Below are 15,269 nucleotides of genomic sequence, written 5' to 3'. Positions count from 1 at the left end.
TTATGTGGTGAGGCAAGTTGATGAAGTATGCGCTAGTTTTCTTATTGGGATTATTTAGTATCGGACTTTATAGCGCGCCTTTAAAAGTGAATATCGCTTCGGATTATTTACCGAGTCCTAACAGCAGCGCCGATATGGTTACACGTTATTAATTGATATTTCAAAAAGACTATATCCGCAGTTAGAAATAGACTTTATGCCCGCAAGTCGCATTCGCGAATGGCGAACCTTGAGTATGTATCCAAATACGTGTTTGTATAACAAAGTTAAAAACCCTAAACGTGAAGCCTTAGCTTATTTCTCAGCCAGACCACTTACGGCATTTCCTGCGAATAGATTAGTTTTAAGAGATAAAAAAGGGTTCTCCGCTGATGTTGCTTTAAATGATCTAGTCAAAACAGATTTTAAAATAGCCATAACGAAAGGCCAAAGTTACGAGAAATGCATTGATGATTTTATTAAGTCCCATCCACAGCTATTTGCTGTGAGCGAAGGTTAAGAGAGCGCTAAGCGTCTATGCAAAATACTCATGCAAGGTCGCTTTGATGGCATGATTGAATATACGTCAGTCATAATAAGTGAGTATGCAGAGGTGCTGGGCGAAAATAAAATTAGTTTTCATCGCATAATTGATCAAGTGCCGAGTGTATTTGGCAATGTTGTTTGTTTAAAAACACCGTTAGTAAAATAAGCGATTAATTTATTTAATCAAAAATGGCAGAATCTGAGATTTAAGAATTAATAGTTGAAGTGTATTGATACTTATTTTACCTTATTAACTCGACTTTATTAGCGACTCCTTAAAGTTGTTTTCTCTATTCAGCCTTAATTAATCAAGTTTTTAGTTTAATAGCGCATCTTTGGCCACATTAGAGATTTAACTCTGATTTTGGCTCAATATCCATAAATGGAGTAGGTATGTTTAAGAAATTACTAGCCGTTACGTCTTTACTTTTATCTTCAAGTTTTAATTACGCTTATGCAGAGCCAACCAGTCCTCATCTAAGTGTGACAGGGTACGCAGAGCAGCTTGTTCAGCCAGATCAAGTTGTTTTAAGTGTTGCGATTTCTAACTCCGATAAAAATATCAACAAAGCAAAAAATGAAGTTGATAATGTAATCGCGCGAGTTATTAAAGTCGCCAATATTTTTAATGTCAGTAAAAACAACATTGATGCATCGCAACTTAATATTTATCGCCAACATGAATACAATCGAGGCACGCAACAGCAAGAGTTTACGACTTTTCAGGTAACACGTAATGTTGAGATAAAGCTGACAGACGTCGATAAATATGCGCAATTTTTACAACAGCTTGTTGAAGCCGGCGTCAATGAAATTGGTTTTACGCAGTTTTCTTATTCAAAGGCAGATGAAGTGCAAGATAAGCTTAAAAAGCTTGCTATCAAAGACGCAAAGTCTGAGGCAAGAGAGCTTGCTAAAGCGTTCGATGCTAGTTTAGACAGTGTTTACTCTGTAAATTTTGCAAATGCGCCATCTATGCCTACACCGTATGCAAAACAATCAATGATTGAATCAGGCCGAACACATAAGCAGGCTTATAATGTCTCTGATATTGTTATTTCTTCAGAAGTTTTCGTCACTTATTTAATTAAATAATAATACCAGTCCTCAATAATACTCAATCTTTTTGAGGGACTAAAACTGACGCTAGCGTCGTTGAAAATTTCTTATTTAGAACAATTAAATAGTAAAATTTCGCGGTGCTATCGACAAGTTTTTCTCGACTCAAAATAGATCGATTAATTAAGAGGATTGGTATAAATTTTTCGATATAATGCGCCTTTACTATTGTAGGGCGCATTATGAGTAAAATCTTAATTATTGGTTTACCGAGAACAGGCACGACAAGTCTTTGTGCCGCATGCATTGAACTTGGTTTAACGACGGCACATACAGCGTATACAATAGAGTCATTCAATAACGCACAAGTCATTGCCGACACACCTGTATTTAATGATTATGCGCTGCTGTTTCAAAAATATCCTGATGCTAAATTTATTTATTTAGAAAGAGACTTAGAAGTTTGGCTACCGTCTATCTCTAAATTATTAACACGCATGTCAGGTAACCTTTTTTCTGATAAAGGGGGCTTTAACGACACCATCAAGCGCTGTTTCTTAAACTCCTTTTCGGGATTAGATGCCAAGCACCTTGATAACTTCGAATTTCTGACTATGTGTTACGAAACACATAAAGCCAAAGCCATTGCGTTTTTCGAGGACACTCAAGCTCAGCATTTGTTTTTGAATGTTAGCCAGCCAAACAGTCTTAATAAACTGTGTGATTTTCTAGAAGTTGATGCTGCTTGCACAGAAATGGCAGACATGCCTAAGCTCAACGTGAACGGTAAAGTTACGGCTTGGAATGACTTAAAGCACCCACTTAAAGTTAGCTCTACACGTATGGGAAAAGTAGATAAAGACGCCGATTTACTCACATTTATGCAATCTGTTTAATTCGTGTATATCCTACGCTAGAATACCCGCAGTTTATATTGATTAAGAATGTTTATGTTTGAACTGAAGTACCATACCCCGTTTAATTGGACTGAAAAAGTGCTCGCTGATTTTGATACTTTCTTACAAGATCACGCTGCCGCAGAGAAAAAAGCGTCAGGCATGGCTATGTCTATGTTGGGTCATTACCCTGACAGAATTAAGCTTGTGAAAGCGATGACAGATTTAGCCATTGAAGAGATGATCCACTTTAAGCAGGTATTGAAATTATTAACAGAGCGTGGGGTTACCTTAGGTAACGACCAAAAAGACCCTTATATTAAAGGTATGCGCGCATTATTCAGACAGGGCACCGATGAATTCTTAATCGACCGTCTGTTAGTGGCTGCGGTGATTGAAGCGCGAGGCCACGAACGTTTTTCTTTGGTTGCTGAAGCCTTACCTGAAGGCAAAGAGAAAGACTTTTATGTATCCATTGCTAAATCAGAAGAAAAACATAAAAACCTGTTTGTAGAATTGGGCTACGAATACTTTGATAAAGACATTATTGATGCACGCTTAGTAGAAATACTTGAGGCTGAAGCCGAGATATGTAAAAAGATCCCATTTACAGCGGCGCTTCATTAATCAATTTATGACGGCTGAATAGGTAAGGACTATCGAATGAAAACGATTATTTTTGGAAACTCGGGCTCAGGAAAATCAACGCTTTCAAAGCGTTTAGCACAAGAACATTCAGCCGCACATTTAGATTTAGATACACTTGCTTGGTTACCAACGTCACCACCAACGCGAGCACCACTTGAGTCTTCTCTCGATAAAATCAACGAGTTTATTCAGTCCCATTCAGATTGGGTGATTGAGGGTTGCTATAGTGATCTCATTAAACCGATCGCAGGGCAATGTCAGTATTTGGTGTTTATCGATTTAGATGCTGAGACCTGTCAAGCCAACGCTAAAGCGCGCCCTTGGGAGCCGCACAAATACCCATCAAAAGAAGCACAAGATGAAAATCTAGCCATGTTATTGGCTTGGATTGAAGACTATGACAATAGAGATGATGTATTTTCAAAAGCAGCCCATACAAAACTATTTGAGACTTTCACTGGTAATAAAGTGCGTTTAGAGAGCAATCAGCAAAGTAGGGCGTTTAGCTTGAAGTAGTACGTAATAAATCAAACCTCTCAAAATAGAGCTCCTTATATTGAGAGTTGGTATAAAAACTCAGCGGCTTGGTAAACACTAAGCTGCTTTTTTTTACCTACAGTAATGATACTCAATCACTTTGAGGGACTAAAACTGACGCCAACCTCGTTGCAAATTTCTCATTTAGAGCAACTAAATAGCAAAATTTCTGCCCCGTTATCGACACGTTTTCCTTGCCTAAAATTGCTCGCTTTATTAAGAGGAATGGCATCAATGCCCTTCATAGTTTCACTTGATAGCGCTTTTGCTGGCGTTGTTAAGCTTGCCGATATGGCTAATTATACATATACTGTATTTATATACAGTATATGTATTTTGGTGCAGTATGAAAGTAATACCTGTTAAAGCAGCAGCGGGGATCACCGGTTTTGAGTCTCCCGCAGCCGAATATAAAGAGCTCGGTTTATCCCTTGACCAACTTATAGTTGGTGACCCTAATGCCACTTTTTTGGGCCTCGCATCTGGTGACTCGATGCAGGGCGTTGGTATTTTTGATGGTGATTTATTAATTGTAGATAGGGCGGCCGAGCCAAAACACCAAGATGTTATTGTTGCTAACTTTAACAATGAGTTTGTATGTAAAATCCTTGATATCCATAATCGAAGGTTATTGTCTGCATCACCTTTGTTTAAACCAGTATTTATCAGTGATTGTGATGTTTTTCAGCTCGAAGGTATTGTGACTGGTTCATTAAGAATGCATCGGCAAAACATGAGATTAAAACAATGTATGCGTTAATTGATGCCACCTCATTTTATGCTTCAGCCGAAAAAGTATTCGACTTATCAATACGCAAGCGACCCGTAGTTGTGCTTTCGAATAACGATGGCTGCATTGTTGCGGCATCTCCTGAGGTTAAAAAGCTGGGAGTCCCAAAGTTTGAGCCTTACTTCAAATTAAAGCCTATTTTAGATAAGCATAATGTGGTTGTTCGTTCTTCAAATTATGAGTTATATGCTGATTTAAGCGACAAGATGATGGCTGTTATCAACCAATTTAGCGATCAACATTATGTGTATTCTATCGATGAGTCATTTCTAAAGTTTGATGGCTACAGTGATGTGGTAAATTCTTGGTATGAATACGGGCACCTAATTCGCCGCACGGTTTGGCGCAAAACTAAGTTGCCAGTAGGGGTAGGCTTTGGGCCAACACCGACACTTGCAAAAGCTGCCAATCATGCAGCTAAAAAATTTGTGGGCGCAACAGGCGTTGCTGTCATTGACAGTGAAAAATCTCGAAAGCAAATTTTAGCCAATATGGCAGTATCGGACATTTGGGGTGTAGGGCGACGATTAACCAAACAGTTTAAGTTATTCGGCATCGAAAGTGCGTTAGATTTGGCCAAACAAAACCCCAAAATGATGAGAAAACAATTTAGTGTTGTGCTTGAGCGAACCATATCAGAGCTTAACGGAGTATCATGTCTATCATGGGATGATGTAAAACAACGCAAAAAAGAAGTGTTTAGCACGCGCAGTTTTGGTGAGCGTGTCGAAAACCCATTCGCACTCAAATCATCATTGGTAACGCATTGCTCAATAGTAGCCAAAAAACTACGAAAACAAGGCTCTTTAACGAAACGTTTAATTATTTTCGCTCACAGCTCACCACATGAAGATAACTATTATAAAAGGTCGTTCATTCAGAAACTTGCTGTGCCGTCGAATGATAGTACGGTGTTTGCCAAGCAAGTCGAATTGATATTCAGCCAGTTATTCCAGCCTGGTGTAAGATATTACAAAGCGGGTGTTGGTGCTATTGAGCTAGAAGACGATATGCATCAACAAATTGATATGTTTAATGTCTCTGATGATAAGCCTGAGCTTATGCAATGCTTAGATACAATCAATAAACGTTACGGCAGCAGTAGCTTACGTATTGCGACAGAATTACAAAGCAATCAATGGCAAATGAAAAGAGATTGGTTATCGAGAAGGTATACAACGCGATGGCCTGAGATCCCGCTAATAAAATGCCAATAAAAAATGGTAGAGAATCTCGGTAGGAAAAACAATCTATACTCAAAGAAGTAAAGCTAACGCAGAGTGCTGTGGTGAAGAAATATGTTTAACAAATTGATATTTGCAATGGTGATGTTATTAAATTCAAATGTAGCAAACAGTACAAGCAATGAAATTTCTATTGGTATTGCAGTCAAAGAAAACAAATACATTGCAGATATAAAAGAGAACGTAACACAAGCTTACAACGAATTAGATAAAACCGTTTTTTGGAAAACCTTACGCTCAAGTTAACGAATAAAGGTAAGCTAGATGCGGAGTTTTTGAGAGTTAATTCAGTCGCTGATGGATATGAAAATCTAATAAAGATAAATGCGCCATTAATTTATGCATCTATAAATTTGTATTGTAAAAGCCCGAAAGATTGTGAAATGGCATTACAAGGAAAAATTCCGGTTGGCTGTAACATGAGTAATAAAATTTATGAACATATCTGCAGAAAAGAATATTTGTCATGTTATGGCGTTAACACCAAGGGCGATCCAAAAAAGCTTAAATAAATCAAAGGTAGTTGTTTAACCCAAACATTCATTTAATTTAACATAATATAAATTATGTGCAATTAATTGTATTTCTAACAAATACCGGCTTCAGCACTTTGAACATTAACAAATACACATTAATGTCCAATACTAGACGGTATCGGACATTTTAAAGCAGAGTAATGTATTGTTTAATCTCGGCTGTTATCTTAGTATGAAGAAAAATTTTTTAAGAAGTAAAAACATATGGAATTTGTTAGACCAGTAGAACCTATTTTAATTATCGACGACTCAGTTGAAGCCCGTGAATATTTAAGCAATATACTAGAGAACCTCGGATTTGAAGAAGTCTCTGGTTCTGAAGACTTCGAGTCTGCAAAACATCTCCTTGAAAAAAATCCCCCTAACTTAATTTTCCTCGATATTGAACTTCCTAATACAGATGGGTCAGGGATTTTAGACTATTTGAATGAACACTATCCTAAATCACATGTCATTATGTGTTCTGGTCATAACAGTCTGGAGTGTGTGCAAAATACTTGGGAATGTGGTGCTAAAGATTTTATAGAAAAACCATTTAATGCCAAGAAAGTTGGTACCGTATTAAAAAGATTAGAACTGGTTACATGAATACAAAAATAAATACGCTCTTAAAAGCGCTTTCAACCGTTATCTATGACAAACAACCACAAGTAAAATTGGCCATTTGTAGTTTACTTTGTAAAGGCCACCTACTGATTGAAGATTTACCTGGTATGGGTAAAACCACTTTATCTCATGGTTTAGCTGAAGTGTTAGGTTTAACCTATCAAAGAGTTCAATTTACCAGTGATTTACTGCCGGCGGATATAACTGGCTCAACCATATTTAATACCGATAAACAAAGCTTTGTATTTCATGAAGGCCCTGTTTTTACACAGGTTTTACTGGCTGATGAAATAAACCGAGCGAGCCCAAAAACGCAAAGTGCATTACTTGAAGCAATGGAAGAAAGACAAGTAACAATGGATGCTCACACTCACCGTCTACCTGAACCTTTCTTTGTGATTGCGACACAAAACCCACTTCATCAATCAGGTACACACCCCCTGCCAGAATCTCAATTGGACCGATTTTTTATGCGTGTAAGTTTAGGTTACCCGTCTAAAGATGCTGAGAAAAAACTCATACTTGGTGATCATGGTAGAAAAACAACGCTCACACAATTGATGGAATTAAGCACCCTATCAGAATTGCAATCAGCTGTTGAAGAAATGGACATAAAAGAGCAAGTTGTTCAATACATACTAGATTTAGTAAGTTTCACTCGAGAGTCTGGTTTATTTAAAGATCCCCTATCACCACGTGCGAGTATTGCATTAGGAACAGCCAGTAAAGCATGGGCTATGATCCACGGCAGAGACTATGTGACGCATGATGATGTGCAAGATGTTTTTCCAGCAGTTGCTGGCCATAGACTCAACTTAGATGCCAATGAGCAATTTAGAATCATCGACGATATTTACACACAAGTGCCGGTTCAGATGTAATGATAAAACTGCCCCAACCTGCTTGGTTTGATGCTTTGTTACTAAAAAAGCATCAAGGAGACAGTGTAAAACTCAAGCATGACACCATTTATGTTTCACCATCTAAATCAGGGCTGGGATTTTTAGGGATCGCAGTCTTAAACTTTATATTAGGGATTAATTATCAAAATAATTTGATCTTAGCTGCCTCTTATTTAATGTTTGTTCTTCTGCTCATGTGCTTGATATATGCTTTTAGCAATTTCAATGGTTTGATAATTGAAGTTACAGCAATTAAAGATGATTTTGCAGATAAGCGACCATCGGTGACCTTCAAAATAGAAAATCAAAAACAACGTTACGACATCCAGATTGAACATGTTGAAACAAAAGAAAAAAACATTTTAAAAAGAATAAAAAATAACGAGTTTTTAGACGTATTCTTGCCTATAAAGCGTGGCAAACATACACTCGGGCGTTTTAAGATTCTGACTCACTATCCTTTTGGTTTAGTCACTATTTGGAGTTATTTGATAAGTGAAAAACACATCTATGCCTACCCAGCACAAATTGAAACAGAGCTTCCAAAGAATAGCTTCGTTATTTCCGAAAAAGGCGAAAAAGCAGTCGACGATCAGGCTTTAGCTGAAGACTTTAATGAATTAAAAAGTTATCGCGAAGGTATGAGTATTCATAGAATATCTTGGCGGCATTTTGCTAAGAATAAAGAGCTCTTAGTCAAAGACTATCAATCCCCAAATAAGTCAGCTAGCTACGGCTTTGATTTTGATAAAGTTTCAGGCACTAAAGAAGACAAATTGTCACAGCTAAGTTTTTTAATCGTGCAGGCCGAAATAGAGCAACAAAGTTACGCCCTTAAATTACCAAATAGACTTATTACTTTAAGCCAAGGAAACAGTCATAAAAAGCAATGTTTGGAGGCGCTAAGTGAAGCTTAATCAAATATCTTGCTCTCTAATGTACCTATTACTTGCTTGGATAATGGTCGATGATCTTAGTTTCGTTATTGTGTCTTATATTACGGGTTTGTTCATAGCTTATGAATTGAACAGAGTAATCTACAAAAAGACAATATCGGGCAGTATTGTCAATGGCAGCGCATTAGCAGGTATTGCACTGTTAATGGGGTTTGTTGGAGTTGAAAACTCAGTCGCATTTTTTGTTTCTATGATGCTACTTGCATCGTTACTCAAAATCTATCAAGCGCAAAGTGAAAGACAGACCATGCAGGTTTTTGTACTTAACTTTTTCACAATCCCATGCTTATTTATTTTTTCACAAAACTTCTTTTCAGCATTGCTAGTATTTATATTAATTGGGTTTAATTTAGCCTTAATGCTGATCCATCATTATGAGTTTTCACCAAAAGAAGCCATTAAAAACGCATTCAGTAAACTAGCTTTAACAATTCCAATCAGTGTGTTGTTGGTTCTATTTATTCCAAAACTAACGGCATTTTGGCAACTTCCTGCTCCTAATTCTGCTAAAACAGGTTTATCGGAGAACGTTGATCCGTTTGAAATTTCAAAATTGTCCGAGTCAAATGAGTTAGTCTTCCGAGCAATTTTTCAAAAAGAGAGAAATGTAGAAGGTCCCCTTTATTGGCGTGCACTTGTGCATGATGAATTTGAAGGTACGCGTTGGAATATGTCGTCATTGCAAAGTGTTTCGGCCAATTATCAAGCCAGTGATAATATGTATAGCTACACTATTATAGCTGAGCCGAGTCATTTAAAGTGGTTATATGCGCTAGACAAAATGACAACAAAGCAAGATTTAGTCGCTATAAATGTATTTGGTCTGCCTTATAGAAAGCGTCCTGTCAGTTCAGCATTCGAATACAAAGTTTATAATGTCTTAGATACTCAAGACAACAGTATTTCCCGTTGGCAATACAGACAAAATATTCAATTACCAGGTGATTTAAACCCACAAGCAAGAGCGCTGGCTGAGCAGTTTGATAAGCAAAGTACTGATACTGCACAATTTATTGATTTATTAAGAAACTACATAATAGAACAAGGTTTTACTTATACGCTAAACCCACCTATCAGCCAGTCTAATAACAAAATTGATGAGTTTTTATTTAATAACAAAGCGGGTTTTTGTGGGCATTTCGCTTCTACAGTAGCCATGATGATGCGAAGTGTTGGGATCCCAGCAAGGTTAGTGTCGGGCTATTTAGGTGGTGAACTGAATCCTGAAAATAACTATTTCAGCATTTATCAATACGATGCGCATGCTTGGCTTGAATACTACGTGCCTAACCAAGGTTGGCTTGAATTAGACCCAACGGCATGGGTATCGCCTGAACGTTTAAACGGTTCTTTGTCACAGCATAGTCAATTGTCTGAAGAATTAAAAAGTAATATCGGTATGACACTAATGGGGTTTTCTGATGTCGCACTGGTTAACTGGCTACGCTTGCAACTAGAAGCATTTGATTATCAATGGACACGTTGGGTTTTAAATTTTGATGACCAAAAGCAAAGTAGTTTTCTAAAAAGCATATTTGGGGAAAAAGCTAAAATGCTCTCAGCTATCGCCGTGATAATAGGTCTTAGTCTGATATTCGCATTTGTTTATTGGGTATTACAACGCAGTTCGCGTCAACCAATCCCCTTACCTGTTAAACTGTTACGCAAATTACAAGTTAGCGCTTATGGTGAATTTAATAATACTAAAACGCCTAGGCAAATCATTTTGTCGATTCAATCAAAATATCCAAAGTTAGAAGCAGAACTTAATAATTTCTTAAGTGAGTTCGAAAAAGTCCGATACGGAAATAAAAATGAATTAGAAGAATTAAATAAACATTATTTCGCATTAATAAAACAATTTAAAAACAATAAAAGAGATTAGTATGAATTCAGTATTAATTGGGGTTTTACTCATGTTAGGCCTGTCTTTGGCCAGAGTGAACGTGATTGTTGCAATGACAATCAGTGCTCTTTCTGCAGGTTTAATTGCAGGTCTTGGCTTAGGTGATACATTACAAGCATTTAACAGTGGTTTATCTGGTGGCGCAGAAATCGCTTTAAGTTACGCCATGCTCGGTGCATTTGCAGTAGCCATATCAAAATCTGGCTTAACGCTCATTCTTGCAGATAAATTACTGTCGAAAGTCGACAAAGCACACTCTAAACATATGCAAACGTTAAGTTTGCTGATCATGACCATTATTTTGGCATGCGCGATTGCGTCACAAAATTTGGTCCCTGTACATATAGCATTTATACCTATTTTGATCCCACCATTGTTGGTAGTCTTTAATAAGCTACAGCTTGATAGACGTGCTATTGCTTGTATTCTAACATTTGGACTTGCGACTTCTTATATGGTTCTCCCTTTTGGGTTTGGTGGTATTTACCTTTATTCTATTTTGCATAAAAACTTAGCTGAGAATGGCTTAGAAATAGTAAATACCGATGTACCTGAGGCAATGATTATTCCTGCGCTAGGTATGCTTGTTGGCCTGATTATCGCTGTGTTTTTTAGTTATAGAAAGGACAGACACTACGCAGACAAAGAATCAGAAAAATCATCGACTAAGATAAACGTCGAGAACCCTAGAAAGGTAATGATCATTGGCTGTATTGCCGTTGTTTGCTCATTACTGGCACAAAATGTCAGTGGCTCAATGATTTTAGGTGGCCTTGTTGGTGTGATGATTTTCAGCATATTCGGCATTGTAAAATGGGAGCAAAGCTCTGATGTCTTTAGCCAAGGTGTTGCTATGATGGCCATGATTGGATTTATCATGATCTCAGCTCAAGGCTTCGCGTCAGTGATGAAAGCAACAGGTGATGTAGCTAGTTTGGTTAACACTACAGCAGATATAGTCGCAGGTAATAAGCCTTTGGCAGCTGCAATGATTTTACTAGTGGGCTTATTAATCACAATGGGAATAGGTAGTTCATTTTCTACAGTGCCAATTATCGCCACTTTATTTGTACCACTTTGCCTCACTATTGGTTTTTCTCCAATGGCAACTGCAGCATTGGTTGGCACCGCCGGAGCTCTAGGCGACGCGGGTTCCCCTGCTTCAGATTCAACTTTAGGCCCTACATCAGGGCTCAATACTGACGGTCAACATGACCATATTAAAGACTCAGTAATCCCAACATTTATCCACTTTAATATTCCATTGCTCATCTTTGGTTGGATTGCAGCCATGGTGCTATAAAGCAAAGCATTGTAATGAAAAAACGTAATAAGCCGCACTTGCTTCTGATGCAACTTTTTTTTACATGATATGAATTAAATCGGCTAGATTAAGCAAGGGAAGATTAAAATAAAACGATTACTGCTTTATAAGTAATATATTCAAGAAGGATAAAAAAAGGCCGCTAAACGCGGCCTAAAACACATCATGGGTAAACATGAGGGATAAGTGTGAAAACAAGAATATTGTAATCATCCCTATGTAAAATAAAACCACATTATAGCGTCTAATAGATTCGTTAAAACCTGATTAAATTGCTGGCGCTATTTCTACTCTATTACGACCATGGGCTTTTGCTAGATATAAAGCCTTGTCCGCAGAAGCAATAAAGTCTTCTAAACTTTGTTTTTGCTTATAAAAGGCAATACCAAAACTCGCTGTTATATTGCGTATTGCTTTACCGGTTTTCTTTCCTTTAACTGAGAGCTTTTCAATATCTTGACGAATAGCCTGACAAAAATTTAGTGCCTCGCTAACACTCTTGAAATCGGCCAAAATACAAAACTCTTCACCACCATATCTGTAAGCATTAGCTTTATTTAAACAATGTCTCGAAAGCTTATTGGCAACAACTTTGAGTACATCATCACCTTTCTGATGACCAAAATCGTCATTGAATTGTTTAAAGTGGTCAATATCTAAAAAGATAAGTGTTTTAGAAATCGTGTTGCTGATAATAAACTGATTGATATGTACAACAATATCTTCGTCGAACTTACCTCGGTTAAGTAAACCAGTAAGCTGATCTGTTACTGCTGCTTCCTGTGTAGTTACAAGGGCTTGTTTTAACTCTGTAATTTCGCTGTATGCGGCTTGCAATTTTTTTTGAAAAGAAAAAGCAGTTTGCTGCATAACAACAGACTCTTCAGTCAGTTTATCGACATAGCTCAATACATTATCAAAACTAGATATATCATTCTTATCAAGTGCACTTAGGTATGATTTGCACTGCAATAAAACAGAATTAAAGCTTTGGGAACTCGCAAGTGTTGAGTCTATATCTGTTTGAACAGAATCAAGTGTACCTTGAAAATTATCGGAGATCTGATGGAAAAGCGCTAAGTCTTTGTCAGACAGATATTTATCAAATAAATATCTGGCTGATGAAGCCGGACAAGTGCCGTGTTCTGCGAGAATATTATCAAGCTCAATATTTAAAGCTAAATTGCTACCTAGAACATAACAATACCAAATAGCATAATTAATGGGTGTTACGGGTATTTTATATTTGACCAGGAGCGGTATTGCTTGCTTAAGACACTGGGCAGAATGAGATAACGAGGTATTAAAATCCATAGTTGAGATAACTCATATTGGCATTCACAATCAGTGATACGCTTTATTTTTATACAATAGGAAGAAAAAACTAACCCTTAAGTGCTAAATTAATAGAAATCCAAAATGATATCAATTTAAATTTAAGGGATTATAAGAGAAAGGGATAAAGATATTAGGGGATGAATAAAAAACTAATACTTTTAACTAGTTAAAAGGAATTTAATTATAAATCCCTATAAAAGGTAAAACTCAACCTGTTGAATAACAACAATTTTACACCAACTCTTGGTTCAAGATTATTTTATTTTTAACAAAATTCACCTGCGCTGTCGCACCATTCACGAGTGTGAAATTAGGAGAAACGTGGCCAATATCAAGATTTCCGAAAACAGGGATGCTTAGATCAGCAAACACCTCATTCAAAATAACTTCTTCACTTCCAAGTGAGTTATTCGAATACTCAAATTTATTTCTTCCTACTAAAATACAACAACACTTCGAAAAGAACCCTTTAATTTTAAGACTCAAAAGTGCACGTTTATATTGTGTTGGACTTAACTCTGCATTTTCTAAATAAACTATGATGTCTTTTGAATCGTCCTTATTTTCAAGAGACAAAAACTCTGAGCCCATCGTTAGCTGGAGTGTGTCAATACATCCACCAATTAATGAACCTTTTATAGAAGCTTCTTCATGATTATTAATGATGATTAATTCACTCAATGTATCTAAAGAATAAGATGACAAGGGCTTGATTTTATAATCAGGATAATCAAACTCATGATAAGAAGATGACTTCTGCTCAAACGAATAACCCTCTGCTGCATTGAAAAGTAAATCAAACATTGATTTAACATAATTACAATCTTCATTACCTGCAATTTGCATCAAGTTAGCACTATGAATGGTATACCAACCTAATCTACTTGTGATCGCCGTTGTCAAAGTACTAATGTCAGAAAAACCAAAAACCCATTTCGGATTTGATTTTGAAATCATATCCCAGTCGAGCAAAGGCAAAACTTCTAAAGCAAAATCTCCGCCCCACGGCGGAATAACTGCATCATACTTATCGTCACATAAATATTTATTTAATGAATTTGCAATGCACTGTTTTGAAATGGCTACATCAGATAAGACATTTTCATCTACATCCACGTTAAGTCCTTTTGACGTTAAAATCTTAATGCATTCATTGAAACGCTTTTCGAAGCTCAGAGGTACAGGTGATGAAAAGGTGCAAACTGCTACATTACACCCTGCTTTTAATTTTGTTGGGATCTTCATTGTTTTCCTTGTTTAATTAAAAGCATTTATAACACTGTTATATTTAATACACAATTAGTATGATGTGTTCTATTTCATATCATATAGACATAACCGATTACAACAAAACTAGAGATTAATAATAAACAAGGTTAAGATACTTAAAATTTGATAAAGCCGTAACCCAATGAGCAGCAACTTAAAAGAAGAATTTAGTGCCTATTTTCAAGTAGAAGAAGCAAATCAAGTCAATCTGTTTGCTGTAGAAGAAAATGAAGTACCACAAACTAAACAAGCGCTAGAACTTTCCATCCCTCCACTTTTTAGATTAGCAAATGAAGTCAATGAATTAGACGTCAATGCATTAAGGCCACTGAGAAATTTAGGAGATGTTGCCTCTGAGCTTGCTGAATATTTAAAAGCACAGTCTAGAAAAATAGACCTAATAATGAGTCATATTCTCGCAACAGAACAACCTGATGATAGCAATCAATATTGCGATAGTTATGGTGGTGGTGGTCTTAAAATAACGTGTGCAGCCCCCTTTCCTGAAGGTCAAAACTTAAGAACCAAAATATTTTTAAATCATGAAGCCAGTGCGATATATTGTTATACACAAGTCATTGACATTGAATATTTAGGTGAAAATCAATACAAGCATACTTTGGCATTTGTACAAATAAGAGACGATGATCAAGAGTTAATGGTCAGAGCAAGTCTTCATGCACAAACAAGACAACTAAAAAAGAAGCAAAATAAGTAACGAACAGACAAAAAT

17 protein-coding genes are annotated in these 15,269 nt (G+C 36.7%); 15 read left to right on the top strand and 2 right to left on the bottom strand.

What is annotated here, in order from left to right; genetic code table 11:
• Positions 1-20: 20 nt before the first annotated feature.
• The 14 genes from ACGHEH_RS10085 (at position 21) to ACGHEH_RS10020 (ending at position 11,908) form a co-directional block, all read left to right on the top strand.
• The gene (locus tag ACGHEH_RS10085) at positions 21-152 is read left to right on the top strand and encodes a hypothetical protein (protein ID WP_390444734.1); all 132 of its coding nucleotides are present in this window, start codon (positions 21-23) and stop codon (positions 150-152) included.
• A 44-nt stretch (positions 153-196) separates the two neighbouring features.
• Positions 197-499, top strand: coding sequence for a hypothetical protein (locus ACGHEH_RS10080; RefSeq protein ID WP_390444731.1), 303 nt, complete (start codon positions 197-199; stop codon positions 497-499).
• Between the two features lie 419 nt (positions 500-918).
• Entirely contained in the window at positions 919-1,620 is a 702-nt protein-coding gene (locus ACGHEH_RS10075; protein ID WP_390444729.1) for an SIMPL domain-containing protein, read from the top strand.
• 206 nt (positions 1,621-1,826) lie between these two features.
• On the top strand, positions 1,827-2,480 hold the full coding sequence (locus ACGHEH_RS10070) for a sulfotransferase (protein ID WP_390444727.1): 654 nt from the start codon (positions 1,827-1,829) through the stop codon (positions 2,478-2,480).
• Positions 2,481-2,534: 54 nt separating this feature from the next.
• On the top strand, positions 2,535-3,107 hold the full coding sequence (locus tag ACGHEH_RS10065) for a tRNA-(ms[2]io[6]A)-hydroxylase (RefSeq protein ID WP_390444724.1): 573 nt from the start codon (positions 2,535-2,537) through the stop codon (positions 3,105-3,107).
• A 36-nt stretch (positions 3,108-3,143) separates the two neighbouring features.
• The gene (locus tag ACGHEH_RS10060; protein ID WP_390444721.1) at positions 3,144-3,644 is read left to right on the top strand and encodes an AAA family ATPase; all 501 of its coding nucleotides are present in this window, start codon (positions 3,144-3,146) and stop codon (positions 3,642-3,644) included.
• A 367-nt stretch (positions 3,645-4,011) separates the two neighbouring features.
• A complete protein-coding gene (locus ACGHEH_RS10055) occupies positions 4,012-4,425 on the top strand; it encodes a LexA family protein (protein WP_390444718.1) in 414 nt (137 codons plus the stop codon).
• Positions 4,413-5,672, top strand: coding sequence for a Y-family DNA polymerase (locus ACGHEH_RS10050; RefSeq protein WP_390444716.1), 1,260 nt, complete (start codon positions 4,413-4,415; stop codon positions 5,670-5,672). Before ACGHEH_RS10055 ends, ACGHEH_RS10050 begins: the two co-directional genes overlap by 13 nt.
• Positions 5,673-5,753: 81 nt before the next feature.
• Complete coding sequence (locus tag ACGHEH_RS10045; protein ID WP_390444714.1) at positions 5,754-5,945, top strand: hypothetical protein; 192 nt, start codon at positions 5,754-5,756, stop codon at positions 5,943-5,945.
• A gap of 494 nt (positions 5,946-6,439) precedes the next feature.
• A complete protein-coding gene (locus ACGHEH_RS10040) occupies positions 6,440-6,823 on the top strand; it encodes a response regulator (RefSeq protein ID WP_390444712.1) in 384 nt (127 codons plus the stop codon).
• Positions 6,820-7,722 carry an AAA family ATPase gene (locus ACGHEH_RS10035; RefSeq protein ID WP_390444710.1) on the top strand — a complete coding sequence of 301 codons (903 nt, stop codon included), beginning with the start codon at positions 6,820-6,822 and terminating at the stop codon, positions 7,720-7,722. The genes ACGHEH_RS10040 and ACGHEH_RS10035 overlap by 4 nt, the downstream gene beginning before the upstream one ends.
• Positions 7,722-8,660, top strand: a complete 939-nt coding sequence (locus ACGHEH_RS10030; RefSeq protein ID WP_390444707.1) for a DUF58 domain-containing protein — start codon at positions 7,722-7,724, stop codon at positions 8,658-8,660. Before ACGHEH_RS10035 ends, ACGHEH_RS10030 begins: the two co-directional genes overlap by 1 nt.
• Positions 8,650-10,584, top strand: coding sequence for a transglutaminaseTgpA domain-containing protein (locus ACGHEH_RS10025; protein ID WP_390444704.1), 1,935 nt, complete (start codon positions 8,650-8,652; stop codon positions 10,582-10,584). Before ACGHEH_RS10030 ends, ACGHEH_RS10025 begins: the two co-directional genes overlap by 11 nt.
• 1 nt (position 10,585) lies before the next feature.
• Positions 10,586-11,908, top strand: coding sequence for a Na+/H+ antiporter family protein (locus ACGHEH_RS10020; RefSeq protein WP_390444702.1), 1,323 nt, complete (start codon positions 10,586-10,588; stop codon positions 11,906-11,908).
• A gap of 288 nt (positions 11,909-12,196) precedes the next feature.
• Here the strand turns inward: ACGHEH_RS10020 and ACGHEH_RS10015 are convergent, their stop codons facing one another.
• The gene (locus tag ACGHEH_RS10015; RefSeq protein WP_390444699.1) at positions 12,197-13,243 is read right to left on the bottom strand and encodes a GGDEF domain-containing protein; all 1,047 of its coding nucleotides are present in this window, start codon (positions 13,241-13,243) and stop codon (positions 12,197-12,199) included.
• Positions 13,244-13,498: 255 nt separating this feature from the next.
• Positions 13,499-14,512: a S66 peptidase family protein gene (locus ACGHEH_RS10010; protein WP_390444697.1), complete on the bottom strand. Its 1,014-nt coding sequence runs from the start codon at positions 14,510-14,512 to the stop codon at positions 13,499-13,501.
• 166 nt (positions 14,513-14,678) lie between these two features.
• Between ACGHEH_RS10010 and ACGHEH_RS10005 the strand changes: the two genes are divergently transcribed.
• Entirely contained in the window at positions 14,679-15,254 is a 576-nt protein-coding gene (locus tag ACGHEH_RS10005; RefSeq protein WP_390444694.1) for a PilZ domain-containing protein, read from the top strand.
• The last annotated feature ends 15 nt before the right edge of the window (positions 15,255-15,269 follow it).

This window comes from Pseudoalteromonas sp. MTN2-4, from assembly GCF_042848605.1.
In the GTDB taxonomy this organism is placed as follows: domain Bacteria; phylum Pseudomonadota; class Gammaproteobacteria; order Enterobacterales; family Alteromonadaceae; genus Pseudoalteromonas.
This window is presented reverse-complemented; position numbering and strand designations above follow the sequence as displayed.